12 protein-coding genes, 5 tRNA genes and 1 riboswitch are annotated in these 18,423 nt (G+C 62.3%); of the genes, 8 read left to right on the forward strand and 9 right to left on the reverse strand.

The genetic code is table 11. The features are described from left to right. Window positions 1-202 precede the first annotated feature (202 nt). The 6 genes from gltX to R2B70_RS04200 all read left to right on the forward strand — a co-directional run bounded on the left by gltX (window position 203) and on the right by R2B70_RS04200 (window position 2,553). Window positions 203-1,618 (forward strand): glutamate--tRNA ligase, encoded by a 1,416-nt coding sequence (gene gltX / locus R2B70_RS04175; protein ID WP_318162716.1) that lies wholly within the window; start codon window positions 203-205, stop codon window positions 1,616-1,618. Between the two features lie 370 nt (window positions 1,619-1,988). Then, window positions 1,989-2,064 (forward strand) — tRNA-Ala (locus R2B70_RS04180). A 28-nt stretch (window positions 2,065-2,092) separates the two neighbouring features. Continuing rightward, a tRNA-Ala gene (locus R2B70_RS04185) sits at window positions 2,093-2,168 on the forward strand. 64 nt (window positions 2,169-2,232) lie between these two features. After that, window positions 2,233-2,308, forward strand: a tRNA-Ala gene (locus tag R2B70_RS04190). A 59-nt stretch (window positions 2,309-2,367) separates the two neighbouring features. Then, window positions 2,368-2,443: transfer RNA gene (locus R2B70_RS04195), tRNA-Ala, on the forward strand. A 34-nt stretch (window positions 2,444-2,477) separates the two neighbouring features. Continuing rightward, window positions 2,478-2,553 (forward strand) — tRNA-Ala (locus tag R2B70_RS04200). 113 nt (window positions 2,554-2,666) lie between these two features. Here R2B70_RS04200 and R2B70_RS04205 read toward each other — a convergent pair. Further along, window positions 2,667-4,817 carry an ExeM/NucH family extracellular endonuclease gene (locus tag R2B70_RS04205; RefSeq protein ID WP_318162717.1) on the reverse strand — a complete coding sequence of 717 codons (2,151 nt, stop codon included), beginning with the start codon at window positions 4,815-4,817 and terminating at the stop codon, window positions 2,667-2,669. Between the two features lie 295 nt (window positions 4,818-5,112). Next, window positions 5,113-5,196, forward strand: a riboswitch (cyclic di-GMP riboswitch). 112 nt (window positions 5,197-5,308) lie between these two features. Between R2B70_RS04205 and R2B70_RS04210 the strand changes: the two genes are divergently transcribed. Then, the gene (locus tag R2B70_RS04210; protein WP_412055158.1) at window positions 5,309-8,347 is read left to right on the forward strand and encodes a glycosyl hydrolase family 18 protein; all 3,039 of its coding nucleotides are present in this window, start codon (window positions 5,309-5,311) and stop codon (window positions 8,345-8,347) included. Window positions 8,348-8,871: 524 nt separating this feature from the next. Here R2B70_RS04210 and R2B70_RS04215 read toward each other — a convergent pair. From R2B70_RS04215 to R2B70_RS04250, 8 genes are all read right to left on the reverse strand, one after another. Further along, window positions 8,872-10,107 carry a tetratricopeptide repeat protein gene (locus R2B70_RS04215; protein ID WP_318162718.1) on the reverse strand — a complete coding sequence of 412 codons (1,236 nt, stop codon included), beginning with the start codon at window positions 10,105-10,107 and terminating at the stop codon, window positions 8,872-8,874. 11 nt (window positions 10,108-10,118) lie between these two features. Beyond that, a complete protein-coding gene (locus R2B70_RS04220) occupies window positions 10,119-10,754 on the reverse strand; it encodes an energy transducer TonB (RefSeq protein ID WP_209793187.1) in 636 nt (211 codons plus the stop codon). 16 nt (window positions 10,755-10,770) lie between these two features. Next, on the reverse strand, window positions 10,771-11,178 hold the full coding sequence (locus tag R2B70_RS04225; protein WP_005327075.1) for an ExbD/TolR family protein: 408 nt from the start codon (window positions 11,176-11,178) through the stop codon (window positions 10,771-10,773). Between the two features lie 67 nt (window positions 11,179-11,245). Continuing rightward, window positions 11,246-11,773, reverse strand: coding sequence for a MotA/TolQ/ExbB proton channel family protein (locus tag R2B70_RS04230; RefSeq protein ID WP_042079118.1), 528 nt, complete (start codon window positions 11,771-11,773; stop codon window positions 11,246-11,248). A gap of 10 nt (window positions 11,774-11,783) precedes the next feature. After that, window positions 11,784-13,157 (reverse strand): MotA/TolQ/ExbB proton channel family protein, encoded by a 1,374-nt coding sequence (locus R2B70_RS04235; protein ID WP_216989670.1) that lies wholly within the window; start codon window positions 13,155-13,157, stop codon window positions 11,784-11,786. Next, window positions 13,154-13,918 carry a DUF3450 domain-containing protein gene (locus R2B70_RS04240; RefSeq protein WP_318162719.1) on the reverse strand — a complete coding sequence of 255 codons (765 nt, stop codon included), beginning with the start codon at window positions 13,916-13,918 and terminating at the stop codon, window positions 13,154-13,156. The genes R2B70_RS04235 and R2B70_RS04240 overlap by 4 nt, the downstream gene beginning before the upstream one ends. Window positions 13,919-14,020: 102 nt before the next feature. Continuing rightward, on the reverse strand, window positions 14,021-16,627 hold the full coding sequence (locus R2B70_RS04245; RefSeq protein WP_042079121.1) for a TonB-dependent receptor plug domain-containing protein: 2,607 nt from the start codon (window positions 16,625-16,627) through the stop codon (window positions 14,021-14,023). A 411-nt stretch (window positions 16,628-17,038) separates the two neighbouring features. Then, a complete protein-coding gene (locus R2B70_RS04250) occupies window positions 17,039-17,350 on the reverse strand; it encodes a hypothetical protein (RefSeq protein ID WP_157005480.1) in 312 nt (103 codons plus the stop codon). Between the two features lie 14 nt (window positions 17,351-17,364). Here R2B70_RS04250 and R2B70_RS04255 point away from each other — a divergent pair, with 14 nt between their 5' ends. Next, window positions 17,365-18,390 carry an ABC transporter permease subunit gene (locus R2B70_RS04255; RefSeq protein ID WP_318162720.1) on the forward strand — a complete coding sequence of 342 codons (1,026 nt, stop codon included), beginning with the start codon at window positions 17,365-17,367 and terminating at the stop codon, window positions 18,388-18,390. Window positions 18,391-18,423 lie beyond the last annotated feature (33 nt).

Genomic DNA, 18,423 nt, shown 5'->3' on the forward strand with positions numbered 1-18,423 from the left:
GAGATCTCTCCAGCAATCTCGCCTAGCTAAGCGGAAAAAGAGGTAACATTCTGCGATCCTACTCAAAGTCAGTGGTTTTTACCTGTTTCTCCCCTATTTTACCCTCTGCCTCTCCATGGTTTTCCCATCCGTCATTGTCGGTGCTAAAATGCGACGGTTTTTTTAACGAATTGGCCCAAGGCCCTCTACACAAGGCTTAAAGATGAAAGTCAAGACCCGTTTTGCTCCCAGCCCGACCGGCTTTTTGCATGTCGGCGGTGCCCGTACCGCACTCTATTCCTGGTTGTTTGCAAAGAACCAGGGCGGCGAGTTTGTGCTGCGTATCGAGGATACCGATCTGGAACGTTCCACTCAGGAGGCCATCGACGCCATCATTGAGGGCATGGAATGGCTGGAGCTGAACTGGGATGAGGGTCCCTACTATCAGACCAAGCGCTTCGACCGCTACAACGCGCTGATCGACGAGATGCTGGCGGACGGTCGCGCCTACAAGTGCTACTGCTCCAAGGAGCGGCTGGAAGCGCTGCGTGAAGGCCAGATGGCCAACGGCGAGAAGCCCCGTTATGACGGCAAGTGCCGGGATGGCGCCCACGATCACCCGGCCGATGCGCCCCACGTGATCCGCTTCCGCAACCCCACCGAAGGCTCGGTGGTGTTCGATGACCACGTCCGTGGCCGCATCGAGTTCGCCAACACAGAGCTCGACGATCTGATCATCCGCCGTACCGACGGTGCGCCGACCTACAACTTCTGTGTTGTAGTCGATGACTGGGATATGGAGATCACCCACGTGGTGCGTGGTGAAGACCACATCAACAACACCCCGCGCCAGATCAACATCTACAAGGCGCTGAACGCGCCGGTACCGGAATTTGCCCACGTCTCCATGATCCTGGGTGACGACGGTGCCAAGCTCTCCAAGCGCCACGGTGCAGTCTCCGTGATGCAGTACCGCGACGATGGCTACCTGCCGGAAGCCCTGCTGAACTATCTGGTGCGTCTGGGCTGGTCCCACGGCGATCAGGAGATCTTCAGCCTGGACGAGATGATCAAGCTGTTCAGCCTGGATGCCATCTCCAAGTCTGCCTCTGCCTTCAACACCGACAAGCTGCTGTGGCTGAACAACCACTACATGCGCAGCCTGGATCCGGCTTATGTTGCCAAGCATCTGGCCTGGCACATGGAGCACCAGCAGATCGACACCCGCAAGGGCCCGGCGCTGGCCGACGTGGTGACCCTGCTGGCCGAGCGCTGCAACACTCTTGTAGAGATGGCCGCCCAGAGCCGCTACCTGTTCGAAGAGTACGAGGCCATCGATGAAGCTGCTGCCAAGAAGCATCTGCGTGGCGTCGCGGCCGAGCCGCTGGCACTGGCCAAGGCCAAGCTAGCCGCTTTGGATACCTGGACCACGGAGGCGCTGCACGAGCTGATTGAAGCGACCGCCGCCGAGCTGGGCCAAGGCATGGGCAAGGTCGGCATGCCGCTGCGCGTGGCCGTCACCGGCCAGGGCCAGTCCCCGGCGATCGACGCCGTGATGGCGCTGGTGGGCAAGGAGCGAGTCCTCGCTCGTATCGATCGCGCGCTGGCCTACATCGAAGCGCGCATGGCCGCCGAGTAATTCAGGCTCGCCGGTACGGGTCAGTCCCCTTGGCATCGCCGACGCCGTGATGGCACTGGTGGGCAAGGAGCGGGTCCTCGCTCGTATCGATCGCGCGCTGGCTTATATCGAAGCGCGCATGGCCGCCGAATAAGCTCCTGCCATTGCTTGAAAAAGGGCTCCCTGACGGGGGCCCTTCGCATTTTGGCTTCGAGCGGATTTGCGACGTAAAACAGGGAGATAGCGGCGAGGTTGGCGGTAAAACCGGCTAACTGCCTGAATTTTGACTAAACGCTCCAACGAGCGAGAATTTTGGGTTGACAGCAAAGCGGGCGATGCCTATCATGCGCCTCCGTTGCCAGAGATAACTTTGGTAGCGCCGAGGTGAGTTGGGGTTATAGCTCAGCTGGGAGAGCGCTTGCATGGCATGCAAGAGGTCCGCGGTTCGATCCCGCGTAGCTCCACCAAATTCTCCTCGAACAATCTGGAATCCAAGGGGTTATAGCTCAGCTGGGAGAGCGCTTGCATGGCATGCAAGAGGTCCGCGGTTCGATCCCGCGTAGCTCCACCAGGTTCCTGATTGAAGATGAAGTACCCAGGGCAGTGCGGTGTGTATCACCCAGGCCGACCTTTGTGGGGTTATAGCTCAGCTGGGAGAGCGCTTGCATGGCATGCAAGAGGTCCGCGGTTCGATCCCGCGTAGCTCCACCATTATTTGCAGTCACGGACAACCGGCCGCCAGAACCCGTTGTCTAATGAAGAAAGAATTTGGGGTTATAGCTCAGCTGGGAGAGCGCTTGCATGGCATGCAAGAGGTCCGCGGTTCGATCCCGCGTAGCTCCACCAAATTCAGAATGACGAGACGTCATTCACACATATCGGGGTTATAGCTCAGCTGGGAGAGCGCTTGCATGGCATGCAAGAGGTCCGCGGTTCGATCCCGCGTAGCTCCACCATATAAAGGCCACCGCATTGCGGTGGCCTTTTTCTTTTCGCCTCCATCTTCCCTTTCTCTTCGTCGTAACAAAGCCCGCACTGCGGCGGGCTTTTGGTTCATGCCGGTTCGGCATCAGCCGTGACGACGACGCCAGGCCAGCGGCAGCAGCGCCAACAGCAGGACGCCCAAGGCGCCGCCACCCCCCTTGCTCGCTTCCTTGAGCCTGAGGTCGACGATGACGGGGTCGTGGTCCGAGGCGCTGAAGGGGTTGTCCGACTTGATGAGATCGCCGGTGTAGGCGCTGCCATATTCGAACAGGTTGCTCTCGAAGGAGTTGATGTGCCAGTCGGCCACCGCCACCACCTTGTCAGCCAGCGCCGGGTTGGCGAGGGCATAGTCCAGAGTGCCGAGCTCGGCCTCGTAGCTGTAGGAGATGGCCTTCTCCTGGTTGAACTTGACGTTCAGATCAACCAGGCCGTAACCCTTGGCCACCGTCTGGCCCATCTGCTCATAGGGCTTATCGCCGATGTAGGTGTGGGAGGCGGAGCGGATCTGGCGCTCCCCCGCGACCGGCACATAGTCGGTCAGCACCCGGATGGGATCCTCCTTGGCGTAGGAGTTGAAGTCCCCCACCAGCAGCACCTGGCCCGGCATCTTGCTCACCGCCTCCCCCAGCACCTTGGCGGCACTGACCCGGAACTCGGTGCACTTGCCCTGCAGATCCGCAGGCTCCGTCTTGCCATCCCCGTTCTCATAGCAACCCGACCCCTTGGATTTCAGGTGGTTGACCACCAGGGTCAGGGGGGCGTCGCTGCCCGCCACGGTGAAGCGCTGGACCAGGGAGTCCCGCTGACCGGCGCTCCTGGTGACGCCGCCCGTGGTGTAGCGCTGCTGGGGCAGGGGGATGACGTCGGCATCCCCGCTCGGGGTGAGCAGGGCGGGGCGGTAGATCATGGCCACCATGATGGCGTCGCCGCCAAAGAAGCGATCCTCCGTGAGCAGGGCCTTGGGCAGGGTGACGTAGGCGTAGTGCTTGCTCGCCTCCTTTTGCCGGGCGTTGAGGCTCTCCACCAGATCGTGGAGGGCGGCGTGCTCGTCGAAGCCGTTGTTCTCCATCTCCATCAGGCCGAGCAGGTCGGCGTCCATCTCGGTGATGGCGTTGACGATCTTGGCGCGCTGCAACTGGAACTCCTCCAGGCTCTTGGCGCCGCGGTTACAGCCCTTGGCGCTGTCCGCGTCCGCCTGATCCGCGCAGAGCACGTTGAGAGCGCCCCCCACGCTGGAGTGGCTGGTGAAGTAGTTGAGCACGTTGAAGCTGCCGATGCGCAGGTCGGTGCCATTGGCGCGGGCCGGTGCGCCCTGGCGGTCGTTCTCATCGGTGCGCAGCAGATCCCCCGCCGTGATGCGCTGATCCTTGGGCACTATCAGGCGGTACTCGTCATGGCTGTAACCCACCAGGGCTTCCAGATTGACCGGGGCATCGCCGATGCGCAGGTAACCCTGCTCCGGCTCCCAGGCGGGCAACCAGGGCAGCTTGCCGTTGGCGGCCTTGAAGTCCGACTCGAGGAAGACGCGGTTGCCCGCATTGGCCTCGGCCAGCGCCACGGCCTCGGGGCTGCTCGCCACATGGAGCTGGGTCGGCTTCATCAGCGGGGCGCCGTGGGCGAGCACCAGGTTGTTGCGCCGGGCGGCATAGTCGTAGCTGAAGTTGCGGCTTACCTTGAGCGCGCTGCCCCCATCGAGGCGCACCCGCATCCCTTCGTGACGCTCCAGGGCCCGGGCCAGGGTTTCCCCCTCCAGCACCCGCAGTGCCGTGGCGGCGGGGGCGGGGGCGGCGCCCTGGGCCAGGGTTGTCAGGCGCGGTGTGCTGCCATCAAACAGGGGCTTGAGCTGGGTGTGACCATGATACTCCTCGACCTTGGCCTCCAGACAGACCAGGGCGCCTGGCTGGATGTCCGGGTACTTGCTGGCGAAGTTCTTGTCATTGAGGTAGACGAAGATGCCGTCCGACGTCTCGAGGTTGCCGTCCCCCTGCACATCCAGCAGGTAGAAGCCCTTGTTGAGACTCTCGCCGAGGGCGGAGACCACGGCCCTGACCGAGACGCTGCCGGGGCTTTCGAACTGATCGTCAGGGACGAGGGGGCTCTTGTCGCCGCTGCCCTGGATGGCGGGGATGGGGGTGAGGGCACTGTCGGCCGGGCAACTGAAGCCCGCGGCATGGAGAGACGGGGACGCGAGGGCGAGCCCCACTGCCAGCGACAGCAGGGTAGGTGTTCCTTTCATGGGGATTCCTTTTTTTATTTTTGCCAGTGTTTCCATAGCCTTGGCCTCTTGGCCAAGGGCGCGCATTGTCACATTTCTGGCTGCTCTGACCAGTGAGGGAGCGCACATTATAAGGAGACAAAAGAGGCCATCTGCCATTTTTTGACATGGCTAACAGTTTGATATTGATGAGTTATTTGTTATTTGTCCGGTGGGTGAAAAGTGTGAAGCCGCCGGCATTCACATATTTTCCTTCGAGAATAAAGATTGAGCCGTTGTCACTTGCTTCCTATACTCGGGCTGTTCCTCACGGAACCCAGGCAAAGGGCAAACCGGCAGCGATGTCGGGACGCAAAGCCTCCGATCTGACCCACGTGGGCCAGACAGCGGGGTTACCCGGGGTGACTTGAGGGTCTGTGGCCCGTCCATGGCCTGTTGTCGTTCCCTTGTTCCCTGTTGCGATTGCGCTTTTCCCGGTGTTGAAGCCAAGACAAAACAAGGATGACAACAATATGCAACAGATCTTGAGGCCCAGCAGGCTCGCCATGCTGGTCGCCCTTGCGGCCGTCCCTGCCTGGGCGCAGGCCGCCTATCCCGCCTATCAGGCCGGCACCGCCTACCAGGCTGGCGACATCGTCAGCAACGCAGGCGCCCTCTATGAATGCAAGGAATTCCCCTACTCCGGCTGGTGCGGCGCCTCGCCCTACCACTATGCCCCCGGGGTGGGCGTGGTCTGGGCAGATGCCTGGAGGCTCTATGGCGGCGAAGTGCCGCCACCGGCCCTGGTCGTCGCCATCGGCTCCCCTGCCGTGGGCAGCAGCGTCAGCGAAGGGGCAAGCGTCGCGCTGGCGGTGACCCTGAGCGGCCCGGTCACGGCGCTCGCCAAGGTGGAATACCTGGTCGACGGCACCCTGGTTGCCACGGCCACGGCTTCCCCCTGGAGTGCCAGCTGGAATGCCGCCGGGGTAGGGGCACACGCCCTCAAGGCCCGGGCACTGGACAAGGACGGCAAGGTGCTGAGCGAGGCGGATTCGAGCTTCCAGGTCGCCGCCGTGGTGGCGCCCGAGGCACCCAGGGCGAGCATCGCGAGCCCCGCCGCCGGTGCCAGGGTGACTCTGGGCCGCGCCCTTACCGTGAGCGGCAATGTCACTGACGCCAACGACGACGTCGCCAGGGTCGAGCTGTTCGTGAATGGCCAGAAGGTGGGCGAGGACAGCAGCGCTCCCTGGCAGCTGAGCTGGACGCCCCAGAGCAAGGGGCTGGCCGGTCTCAAGCTGGTGGCGACCGACAAGGAGAACCTGGTCGGGGAATCGGCCCAGGTCGATGTCCAGGTGGAAGAGGCGGCCCTACCCCCCACCGGCGGCAACCTCTCCTGCGACGTGCGCCAGATCTACCGCGCCGACGGCAGCGAGTGCATGGGGGATGACCACGGCCGCCGCGTCATCGGCTATTTCACCTCCTGGCGCACCGGCAAGAACGGCCTGCCCGCCTACCTGGTGAGCGACATCCCCTGGGACAAGATCACCCACATCAACTACGCCTTCGCGGCGGTGGACGAGCAGAGTCACACCATCAAGGTGGATGACGCCGCCACCAAGCTGACCTGGAACGGGGTGCCGGGCGCCGAGATGGATCCCGAGTTCGCCTATCAGGGCCACTTCAACCTGCTGTCGAAGTACAAGAAGCAGTACCCGGACGTGAAGACCCTCATCTCCGTCGGGGGCTGGGCCGATACCCGCGGCTTCTACGCCGCCACCACCAAGGGCGACTGCTCGGTCAACACCGCCGGCATCAATGCCTTTGCCGACTCGGCCGTGGGCTTCATCCGCCAGTACGGCTTCGATGGGGTGGATATCGACTACGAGTACCCCACCTCCATGAAGGATGCGGGCAACCCCAACGACTTCCCGCTCTCCAACCAGTGTCGCGGCAAGCTCTTTGCGAACTATGAAGTGCTGATGAAGACCCTGCGCAACAAGCTCGACAGCGCCGGCAGCGAGGATGGTCGCAAGTACATGCTGACCATCGCCTCGCCGGCCTCGGCCTACCTGCTGCGCGGCATGGAAAACTTCCAGGTCACCCAGTACCTCGACTACGTCAACCTGATGACCTATGACTTCCACGGTGCCTGGAACCACTTCGTCGGTCACAACGCCGCCCTGTTCGACAACAAGGCGGATCCCGAGTTGTCCCAGTGGGGGGTCTACACCCAGACCCAGTTTGGCGGCATCGGCTATCTCAACTCCGCCTGGGCGGCCCACTACTTCCGTGGCGCCCTAGCGGCGGGCAAGATCAACATAGGGGTGCCCTATTACACCCGTGGCTGGCAGGGGGTCACCGGTGGCACCCACGGTCTGGGTGGCAAGGCGGCGCTGCCGAGCCAGAGCGATTGCCAGCCGGGCACCGGTGGCAGCACCATTCCGTGCGGCAACGGGGCGGTGGGCATCGACAACATCTGGCATGACCTTGACAAGAACGGCAAGGAGATAGGCGGGGGCGCCGTGCCCATGTGGCATGCCAAGAACCTGGAGCACGCGGCCAGCCTCGGCATCACCACCCTGCCGAGCTACAGCCAGGCCTGGGGTCTGGATCCCAACAACCCGGCCCACGTGATGCAAGGCCAGTATGTGCGTTACTACGACGACAAGGCCCACGCGCCCTGGCTCTGGAACGAGCAGAAGAAGGTGTTCCTCTCCACCGAAGATGAAGAGTCCATGGGTCACAAGCTCGACTACATCGTCAAGCGCGGCCTCGGGGGCGTCATGTTCTGGGAGATGGCGGGGGACTATGACTTCGATGCCGCGAAGAACGAGTACGTGATGGGCAGCACCCTCACCAGCCTCGCCTACGAGACGTTCAGCAAGGCCGACAAGGCGGCCCTGAAGCAGAATGATCTGCCGGCCCCGGCCGCCCAGCTCGACATCGGCGTGAGCCTCTCCGGCTTCAAGGAAGGGGACTCCAACTACCCGATCAACCCGACCCTCAAGCTCACCAACAGGTCGACCCAGACCATTCCGGGCGGCACCCGCATCGAGTTCCTGGTGCCCACCTCCACCTCCGACACCATCACCGACCAGAGCGGCATGGGGCTGAAGGTGGTGGAGAGCGGCGGCAACCAGAACTCGGACGGCATCGCCAATGAGAAGGACTTCCACAAGGTGGCCCTGACGCTGCCGGCCTGGAAAGCCTGGACGCCGGGCACCGACGTGGAAGTGGCCATGACCTACTACCTGCCGGCCGCCGGCGTGCCGAGCGGCATGCGCCTGATTGCCGGCAGCCAGACCATAGGCCTGAAGTCCGACTTCCCTGCCCTGGCCGAGGCGGTGCTGGGCAGCAGTGGCGGTGGTGACGGTGGCAGCGGTGGCACCACCTGTGCCAGCCAGAACGTCAACCCGGCGGACTACAATGCCTATCCGACCTGGCCGCGCGGGGATCACGCCAATGGCAACGACCGCATGACCCACAACAAGGGGGTGTGGCAGGCCAACTGGTGGACCAGCAGCGAGCCCAAGGTGGGTGACGGCAGTTGGAAGCTGGTGTGCAACTACTGAGTTGTCCCGGCTGCTGTACCAGCAGCGAACTCAGAGCGGGTAACGGCAGCTGGAAGCTGGTGTGCAACTACTGAGTTGTCCCGGCTGCTGTACCAGCAGCGAACTCAGAGCGGGTGACGGCAGTTGGAAGCTGGTGTGCAACTATTGAGTTGTCCCGGCTGCTCTACCAGCAGCGAACTCAGAGCGGGTGACGGCAGTTGGAAGCTGGTGTGCAACTACTGAGTTGTCCCGGCTGCTGTACCAGCAGCGAACTCAGAGCGGATGACGGCAGCTGGAAGCTGGTGTGCAGCTACTGATGACAGGTTGAGGGGGCAACTCCCTCTAACGCAACGACCCAATCCGGAGCCCAGGCTCCGGATTTTTTGTGCCTTGTATAAGGAGAAGGAGGGGGAAAAGGGCAGGGGAGGTGCCATAAAAAAGACCGCTCCGAAGAGCGGCCAATTGCCACCAAGGCAATCTGCGGGGCGAACCCCATTGTGAATGGGCAGTCGCCATGGGCGGATTCTTGTCCATGGCGTGCCGGTTTATTGAGTGACGGCGCCGCCCTGCTGCTCCTTCAGGAAGCTGATCCAGGGGGTGGCGCGGCCGCTGACGTTGCCATTCTGGGCGGCCTGGGTGAAGGCGTTGAGCGCCTCCTTGGGCTTTTGCTGCTCGAAATAGGCGACCCCGGTCAGGAACTTCAGATCCGCCCGCTGCTCGCCGCTGGCGTTGGCGGCAGGCTTGGCGGCGAAGGCCACCAGATCCTGGTAGCGCTTGCTCTGGATCATCATGCGCGCCATCTTGAGCTGCAGCTCGGCATTGGGGGCCAGCTTGTAGGACTTGGCCAGGGTGTCGATGGCCGGGTCCAGCTCCTTGGCCTGATGCCAGTAGTTGGCGAGCGTCTTGTAGTTGGCCGCGGTGCTCTCGATGGTCCCCTCCTTCATGGCCTTCTCCATCACGCGGGCGGCGCGGTGGGGAATGCCAGCGAAGGCGAGGTAGTTGGCCAGACGCTGCAACTCGTTGGCCTCGGTCAGCATGCCGAGGTTGTAGGCCCCTTCCAGTGCCGCCAGGGCCTTGGCATCGTTGCCCGCCTGCATGTGCATGGCCGAGAGCTGGGTCCAGTACTTCTTCTTCTCCGGGTATCTGTCCACCAGGGCGGTGAGCACCTCGGTGGCCGGCTTGTAATGTTTCAGCTCGTAGTGGGCCGCCATCTTCAGCAGGTACCAGGACTCCGGTGCCTTGCCCGCGGAGAGCTTGATCGCGCTGTCCACCGCCGGGATGGCTTCCCGGTACTGCTTGAGCTGCACATGGGCGTTGGCCAGGGTGATGTAGGCGTGCGGGGTCGGCTTCTCGTCCTTGCCGAGGTTCGCAAACCACTCCTTCATGGTCTTGATCGACCCCTGGTAATTGCCCTCCGCCATATAGAGCTGGGCCAGGTTGTAGCGCACCTGCTGGGCCACCGGGGGCGGCAGGCCGCCGGTGGCGATGGCGTCGGCGAAGTACTTGGTCGCCTGACCGTACTTCTCCTGCTGGGCGGCCACGAAGCCCAGGGTCTGCAGAATGACCCCCTTGTCGTAGACCCGCTCGCCTGCGCCTGACAGCGCCTCCTGCAGCTTGGCATTGGCCTCGCCGTATTTCTTCTCGGTGATCAACGCCTGGGCCTTGTTGACCGCGCGGTAGGCGCGGTCAGACAGGGCGGGCTGCTCGGCGGCCCAGGCGGCGGTGCTGAGCAGCACCGCCATGGCTACCGGGGCGAGGATCAGGGTATATAACTTTTTCATCGCCACCTTCCTTAGTTGGTCGCAAACTCGATCTCTTGCTGCATGCGACTGGGCTGCGGCTTGCCGTCCACCATGGCCGGCTTGAAGGTCCACTTGGCTATGGTCTGGCGCGCCGCCTTGCCGAGGTCATAGCTGCGGGGCTCTTCCTTGACGATGCGGATGTTGCTCACGGTGCCGCGCTCGGTGACGGTGAACTCCACCAGCACCTTGCCGGAGGCGAGGCCGGCCAGCGCCGCCTTGCGGGGCATCATGGGCTCGAAGGTCGCCATCGGGATGGCGCCGTTGTTGCCACCCATGCCGCCACCACCGCCGCCGGTGCTGTAGGCGCCGAGGGCGTTGCCACCACCGATGTTGACCGGGATGTCGAGCTTGGGCATGTCCATGGGGGAGCTCTCCATCTGCGGCCTGTCCGTGCTCGCCACCTCCATCTCGGGAGGGGGAGGCGGGCGGTTCGGGGGCGGCGGCTTGGGCAGTTCCCGTTGCTTCTCTTGCAGGGTCTCCTGAGGCTTGAGGCGGATGAAGTCGGTCATGGTGACGTCCTCCCTCTCCGTCAGCTCCCGGTGATCCGGCGTGATGAGCTTGTTCATTCCCAGGAACAGGAAGAACACCACCACGCAGGAGACCGCCAACGATATCAGGTATCTCATAGGGCTCGCTCCGGCATCAGCTGCTCTTGCTTGCCGCGATGGAGATGTTCTGGACACCGGCCATGCGGATCTGATCCATGACCTGGACCACCAGCCCGGAACGGGACTCGGTATCGGCCTGGATCACCACGGCGCTCTCCGGGTTCTCCGCCCGCAGCCGCTCGATGTTGGCGCGCACCGCGCCCACCTCGACGACCCGTTTGTCGACCCAGACCTGACCGTTCTCGCGGACCGCGACCATGATGTTCCCCTTCTTCACCGTCTCGGCCGTGCTGGCGCTCGGGCGGTTGATCTCCACGCCGGACTCCTTGACGAACGAGGTGGTGACGATGAAGAAGATCAGCATGATGAACACTATGTCCAGCATGGGGGTCAAATCGATGGCCGCCTCGTCCGCACCGCTGTCGCTGTGACGTTTTCTCATGGCAAAAAACTCCTTGCTTGTTCTGTGCCCCGGCGGGCCAGGGCCTGCCGGGGATGTGCATCCTGCATCAGCCGTGTTTCAGGTTGTCTTCCAGCTTCTGCACCGCCAACTTGGCCTTGTGATCGAGCTGGTTGACAAAAAACAGGCCGGAAAGGGCGGCAATCATGCCCGCCATGGTCGGCACCGTCGCCTTGGAGATCCCCGAGGCCATGGCGCGCGGCGACCCGGTGCCTGTGATGGCCAGGGTGTCGAACACCTGCACCATGCCGACCACTGTCCCGAGCAGCCCCATCAGCGGGCAGAGGGCGATCAGCACCTTGATGACCGGCATCCCCTTGTCCACCGCCATGGCGACCCGGGAGACCAGCTCGCGGCGGATCTGTTTGGCGGACCAGGAGAGGTGATCGGTGCGGGCCAGCCAGGCGGCCTTGGTCTGCTTCACCTGCTTGGGGTAGACCGCCCTGAAGTAGAACCAGCGCTCCAGCAGCAGGGCCCACATCATCAGGGTCAGGAAGAACAGGGCGACCAGCACGTCGCCCCCCAATCCCAGAAACCGGCGGACCGACTCGACTTCTTCAATCAACCAGAACCACATGGGTGACTCCTTAGGCTGCGGCCTTGGCGGCGTGCAGGCGTTCCTGATAGCGGGCGACGAAGCCGGCGCTCTGCTCTTCCAGGACCTGGATGAGACGGCGGCTCTGGGTCTGCACTATGGTGTAGAGGAACAGCATGGGCACGGCCACGACCAGACCCTGCATGGTGGTGACCAGGGCCTCGGAGATGCCGCCCGCCATCAGCTTGGGATCGCCGGTACCAAACAGGGTGATGGCCTGGAAGGTGGCGATCATCCCCACCACGGTGCCCAGCAGACCCAGCAGCGGGGCGACCGAGGCGATCAGCTTGATGATGCTGATGCCCTTCTCGAACTTGGGCACGTTGCGCAGGATGATCTCGTCGAGCTTGGATTCCAGATCCTCGATGTTGTCACCGCGGTGCTCCTGGTAGGCCACCAGCATCTCGCCGATGGGGTTGCCCTTGATGACCTGCTCGGACTTCAGCTGCTTGCGCATGGCGCCGCCGATGAGGGAGAGGCGGGCACCGCAGAACAGGGCCAGCAGGGTCCCGAGTACGCCGAGCACCATGATGACGTAACCCACTTCACCCCCCTGGTCGATCCGTTCCTTCAGGGTCGGGGACTGCACCAGCAGGGAGAGGATCACGCCGCGGGACGGATCGATGAAGACGGGCTTGACGCTGCCGTCACCCTGCTCAAAGTCGGCCACGGGCTCCAGTACCGCCTTGTCGGGCTGGCGTGGCAGCTGTTCGAACTTGCCGGTCTCCGGCACGAAGGTGAGGTACTTGCCCTCGGAGACGGTGTTGAACTCGCCGATCTGGGTGACCGTCTTCTCGGCCTGGTTGCCCTCGCCGTAGACCACGGTCGCCGGGATCTGGCTCACCTTGCCACCGTCGACCATGCGGCTGAGGGTGGTGGTCCAGAAGGCGGTCAGGTCATCGCTGGAGGGGAGCTCCTTGCTCTCGGCCAGACGGGTCAGCAGGGCGGTCTGCTCAGGATGCTCGACCCGGCGGGCGGAGGCGTTGAAGATCCCCTTGAACTCACCGGCGAACTGGCGCAGCACGCCGAACATCTCGCCCATGTTGCCGGAGCGCTGGCGCAGGGTCTCGGTCAGCTCGGTGAGCTGCTTGTCGTTGGCATCGAAGGTGGCCTTGAGCTGTTCGCCCTTGGCAACCTCGGCGGCCAGCTCCGCCTTGGCCTTGGCCAGCAGGGCGGTCTGCTCGTTCTTGTCGGCCAGGAAGCGGGCTTCCCGCTCCTTGTTGAGCTGGGACTCGCTGGTGCTGGCGGCCTTGACCTGATTGAGCAGGGCATTGAGATCCACCGGCTTCTCGGCGGCGGTCACCGGCAGGGTGACCAGGGTGGCGCCCGCGATCAGCGAGGCGATGGCAAGTTTGATTCCTTTCATGATGCTTTCTCCGCAGTTTGAACCGGCAGCTTGATGAGGGCGGGAGGTGCCTGCTTCTTGGCGATGCGAAGGCCCTGTTCAACCGCGCTGCGATACTCCTGGGGCAGCTCCTCCCACTGGCGGGTCTTCTTGTTCCACATGCCGGTCTCATTGCCATCCGGGGACTGGTAGAGCAGGGCGATGCGACCCACGCGCAGGAACTCGTAGGTCTTCTCGCCGCCATCCTTGTCCAGGCTCGCCTTGTAGGCTTCGATGGTGCGGCTGAAGCCCTCTTCGATCTGGTAGGCCTCGAGGATCTTGCGGTACTTCTCGGAGATGGTGACGTCGGCCCGGTTCATGAGATCGGTCAGGGCCGCCACGCGGTCCTCCCGCTCGACCTTCTGGAACGGCAGGTCCAGGGCCACGAACTGATCGAGGGAGTCGATCATCTTGAGCATCAGGGGTACCACTTCGGTGCTGGTCTGGTCGATCTGGGCGATCTGCTTCTGCATGGAGGCGAGCTCGGCACTCTGGGACTCGACCATCTTGCCCACCTGCTCGTTGTAGGTGCGCAGGCTGTCGACCTGGCGCAGGGCGGCCTTGTACTGGGCCAGGGCTGACTCGGCAGAGTCGGCGTAGCTGTCGATCTTCTGCTGGGAAACTTTGGAGGCATTGTCGGTGGCGGCTTGAGTGTCCACGGCCTGACCGGCGGTGGCGGCACTCAGATTGAAGCTGGTCAGCAAGGCAGCCGAAACCAGGCTGCCGAGGAGCGCTTTCTTCATTGTAATTGTCCTTGTTTTCATAGGATTACCCTATCTCCGTAACTTCCTTGGGGCATGGGGCAAAGCCGGCCCGACCGGGCCGGCTTGTCATCTGCTGGTGGATTAGAACTTCTGGCTGTAGTCGAGGTAGTAGATGCGGCCGTCGATGCTGTAGAGATCCTCGTCATAGGTAAAGCCATCGCTCTCGAGGGACGGGCCCACGTTGAACATGTTCTTCACCCCGACCTGGATCTTGCCATCCCAGGGGGCATCCACGCCGACGTTCAGGTTCCAGGTGGTCTGGGACGCGATGTGGCCCACTTCCTCACCGGTGTCGGCGATGTAGTCCTGGCTCTGGGAGTCGATGTAGTTCGCGCTCAGGTAGGTATCCATGTTCCACCACTGGGGAACGTTGACGCCCACGCCGGAGCTGAAGCGCAGCTGCGGCAGACCGTTCTGGCCGATCTTGTCGATGACGGGGCCACCGGCGTACAGACCTTCCTTGTACTCCAGGATGTAGGTACCGCCCAGGTCGTAGCGGATGGTGGCGGCGTTCAGGTCGTAACGGTAATCCAGCTTCAGATCCAGGCCGCTGGTGTTCAGGGTGCCGAGGTTGACCATGGGGGCGATGGCGCTGCTGATCTTGCCCTGGCTGTTGCGGACTATGTTGCTGGAGCCACCGTTGTTCAGTTCGTCATAGATGACGGACTGCAGGGAGTTCAGCTGGATCACGTCCTCGATCTTGATGGTGTAGTAGTCCAGGGAGAGGTTCAGGTCGTCCAGCGGGCTGTAGGCCACCCCGAAGTTCCAGGTATCCGCGGTCTCTTCCTTCAGATTTTCGTTGGCGGTGCGGGTGGTGGTGTACTGGCGGTTCGGGCAGTCGGCGGCCGAGATGCCGTTCGCCTCGCAGTAGACATAGTCCTTGGCCCAGTCGGCGGACTCCGAATCTGCCGCGTAGAGATCGCTCAGGCTGGGGGCGCGGAACGAGCGGGACCAGGAGGTACGCAGCATCAGGTTGTCCAGCGGCTGGTAGCGCAGGCTCGCCTTGGGCGAGAAGGCGCTGCCGAAGTCGCTGTAATCATCGAAGCGGCCGGCCACGTTCAGCTCGACCTGCTCGGTGATGGGCACCAGGGACTCGATGTAGGCGGCGGTCACGTCGCGCACCCCACCGGAGGAGTTGCCGGCGGAGCCGATGATGTTGCCGGCCTCGGACTGGGCATCGTACTTGTCGCTGTAGACCCAGTCGTTGTACTCGGCACCCGCGTACCAGCTGACCGGACCGGCCGGCAGCTCGCCCATGTCCCACTGGACACCGGCGTACCACTGGTAGAAGTCCATGGTGGAACGGCGGCTGGTGTCGGCGGCCATGGAGGCCGTGGTATTGGCGTCAAACTCGCCCCCCACGAACTTGCCGTCGGCAACCGCCTGCTGGGCGGCGGACTTCAGCACGTAGCCGGTGCCGTTCTCCTTGTTGTCGGTCTTGGAGTACATGTAGCCGGCGTTCCACTGCATGTCGCCGACGCTTTCCGTGGTGACAGTGCCCTCGAAGCCGAGGTTCATGCTGCCGGTCACGTCAGTCACGTAGTTGTCGCGGGGACCGACGTTGCTGAAGCGGTAGTAGGCGTAGGCTGCCTCACCCAGACCCTGGGTGGCGGCGGCATCCAGGCCGTTGTCGGTGAAGAACTGGGCGTTCTTCGGGTTGGCCGGATCTATGGTAAAGGCGCCGGCGGCGGGGGCGAAGCGACCGAAGCTCTCGACCCGGGAGCCGATGAGCTGCGGCACGAAGTCCACGGTGTCGTTGATGTGGTAGCGACCGTTCACGTAGAGGGTGTCACGGCTGCGGGAGGCGGTGGTGGCCGCGACCTGGCCATAGTTGAAGTTGCAGCCGCCCTCGAACCCGATGAAGGGCTCTTTGCAGGTGCCGTCGGCATTGGTGGCGCCGGCCAGGGGGCCGTATTTCCAGATGGGATCCCCGTTGGCATCGAGGCCGGTGATCCCTTCCACGTTGCGACCGTAGGGGCTGGGGGCATCGTTGCCCTGCTTGGCGAGATAGTCGCGATCACGGCTGTAGATCACGTCCTTCTTGTCGTGCTCGTAGACCGCCATCAGCGAGCCCTTCTCGCCGTTGATCCCCGCGACCATGGAGCCGCTCTTCTCGTCACCGCCCTCTTCGGTCGGGGAGCCGAGGCGACCCTGGAAGGTCAGGCCTTCGTAGCCCTCTTTGAGCACCACGTTGATGACGCCGCCGATGGCGTCGGAACCGTAGATGGCGGAGCCGCCGTCCAGGTTGACCTCGACCCGTTCAACGGCGGCCATGGGGATGGTGTTGAGGTTGATGGAGGTGCCACCCATGGTGGGGGAGCCCGCCACCCGCTTGCCGTTCAGCAGGACCAGGGTGCGCTCTGAACCCAGGCCGCGCAGGCCGACGGTGGATTGGGACTGGAAGGAGCTGCCGGAGGCCGGGGAGACGCCGCCAAAGGAGTTGTAGGAGGCTTGCTTGAGGTAATCGGCGACGGTCTGCTGACCTGACTGCTCGATCTTTGCCTTGGTCACGGAGACGACCGGGGTGGCCCCCTCCACGTCGACCCGGGAGATCCGCGAGCCGGTAACCTTGATTTTTTGCAGTTTTTCGACGTTCTGGCCCTCTTCGGCCAGGACAGGGGTGGCCACAACTGCCGCGCTCGCCAAGGCAAACGCTACGGCAGCAGAGAGTCTGCTTTTCCTAAGCATGGCTAGTATCCTTCCTGATTGTTTTTTGTTTGCTTCCATTACCGCCCTCGTTGGAGCGGTGCGTAAGGCTTATCAAGGTTTGATGACGGACGTCAAATGGAGCGGCGAGGATGGGGATGAAGCAGGGAATCAGATGACTATCTATGATTGATGGATTGTTTTTGGCGTTTTATTCCGAAAATATCAATCAAGATTGTGTAAAGATGTTGTTAATTTCGATCTTTGCAATTTTATTTATTATTTTTGAACTTATCGATAACTCGCCTGTCTCGCCAGGCTCAATATCGTTAACCCATACTTTTCCAGTATATTCATCTGCCTTTCTGCGGGAGGCCGTTTTGAGCTGGTCTGATCTCCATGGATATATCCCTCTTCTTCTACAGGTAAAATAAAGAGGGCGATGATTGGTTTTTATCTTGTTGTTTTTATTGTGCTTTGCAATTCTTTAAACGGATGTGTAATTAATTTTTTAATAATTAAAAACAAGTTAAAGAGGATGGTGTAGCAGTTTTTTATATTGAAGTTGGTTTTTTTGAAAAAAATCATCGGCGAGATATGCTGCGGGAGGGATGCCATGATCGCTGGCTTGGTTCTACTTGATTTTTGTTGCAGAGCTTTTACAGTGACCAGGCCGGATTGTCTGCCAATGCCAGTCAATTCAGCGAGTAATGCCAGGAAGGACAGGCCTGTCACCGGATGTGACTGGCCATAAAAGAACAACAAGGACGAGGTTCCACATGCTGTCGTATTTCTTACGTCGGATGCTTCTGATCATCCCGACGTTTCTCGGGATCACCCTGCTCGTCTTCACCATCACCCGTTTCGTGCCGGGTGGTCCGGTCGAGCGCATGCTGCTGCAGGCCCAGGTCTCGCAAAACGAGTCCGGCCGCTCCAGCGGCAGCAAGGGGGCGCAGGCGCTCTCCGACGAGCAGATCGAGGAGCTCAAGGCCTTCTACGGCCTCGACAAGCCCATGCTGATCGCCTATTGGGAGTGGCTGCAGAAGCTGGCGGTGCTTGATCTCGGCGAGTCGACCCGCTACTACGAGCCGGTGTGGGACCTCATCAAGGAGCGGCTGCCGGTGACAGCCTTCTTCGGGCTGGCGACCTTCCTGCTGAGCTATGCCGTCTCCATCCCGCTCGGGGTGGCCAAGGCGCTCAGGCACAACAGCCGCTTCGATTCGCTGAGCTCCATGCTCATCTACATGGCCTATGCGCTGCCCGCCTACGTGGTGGGGATCTTCCTCATCACCGTCTTCGCCTTCCATCTGGAGTGGCTGCCCATGGGGGGCTTCCCTGGGGACGATTTCGAGTACATGGAGAGCCGCTGGGATCAGATCCGCACCCTCTTCTCCCACGCCCTGCTGCCCCTCATCGCCTACGCTATCGGGGATTTTGCCATCCTCACCATGACCATGAAGAACAGCCTGATGGAGAACCTGTCGGCGGACTACGTGCGCACCGCCGTGGCCAAGGGGTTGCCGTTTCGCAAGGCGGTCACCGACCACGCCATGCGCAACAGCCTGATCCCCATCGCGAGCCACCTGGGATCGGTGCTCACCGTCTTCTTCGGCGGCTCCTTCCTCATCGAGACCATCTTCAACATCGACGGCATCGGCCTGCTCGGCTACGAGGCCATCGTGGAGCGGGACTACCCCACCGTCATGGGCATCCTGGCCATCACCTCCATGCTGATGCTGGTGGGCAACATCGTCTCCGACATCTGTGTGGCCCTGGTCGACCCCCGTGTCAGATTTGGAGACTGAGCATGAATCTGATCTCTCTTCTCATGCCGATGT

The sequence above is a fragment of the Aeromonas sp. XH genome (assembly GCF_033348475.1).
Taxonomy (GTDB): domain Bacteria; phylum Pseudomonadota; class Gammaproteobacteria; order Enterobacterales; family Aeromonadaceae; genus Aeromonas; species Aeromonas sanarellii.

Coding starts and splice junctions, on each gene's coding strand:
- gltX (WP_318162716.1), top strand. CDS start 203: ATGAAAGTCAAGACCCGTTTTGCTCCCAGCCCGACCGGCTTTTTGCAT.
- R2B70_RS04205 (WP_318162717.1), bottom strand. CDS start 4,817: ATGAAAGGAACACCTACCCTGCTGTCGCTGGCAGTGGGGCTCGCCCTC.
- R2B70_RS04210 (WP_412055158.1), top strand. CDS start 5,309: ATGCAACAGATCTTGAGGCCCAGCAGGCTCGCCATGCTGGTCGCCCTT.
- R2B70_RS04215 (WP_318162718.1), bottom strand. CDS start 10,107: ATGAAAAAGTTATATACCCTGATCCTCGCCCCGGTAGCCATGGCGGTG.
- R2B70_RS04220 (WP_209793187.1), bottom strand. CDS start 10,754: ATGAGATACCTGATATCGTTGGCGGTCTCCTGCGTGGTGGTGTTCTTC.
- R2B70_RS04225 (WP_005327075.1), bottom strand. CDS start 11,178: ATGAGAAAACGTCACAGCGACAGCGGTGCGGACGAGGCGGCCATCGAT.
- R2B70_RS04230 (WP_042079118.1), bottom strand. CDS start 11,773: ATGTGGTTCTGGTTGATTGAAGAAGTCGAGTCGGTCCGCCGGTTTCTG.
- R2B70_RS04235 (WP_216989670.1), bottom strand. CDS start 13,157: ATGAAAGGAATCAAACTTGCCATCGCCTCGCTGATCGCGGGCGCCACC.
- R2B70_RS04240 (WP_318162719.1), bottom strand. CDS start 13,918: ATGAAGAAAGCGCTCCTCGGCAGCCTGGTTTCGGCTGCCTTGCTGACC.
- R2B70_RS04245 (WP_042079121.1), bottom strand. CDS start 16,627: ATGCTTAGGAAAAGCAGACTCTCTGCTGCCGTAGCGTTTGCCTTGGCG.
- R2B70_RS04255 (WP_318162720.1), top strand. CDS start 17,365: ATGCTGTCGTATTTCTTACGTCGGATGCTTCTGATCATCCCGACGTTT.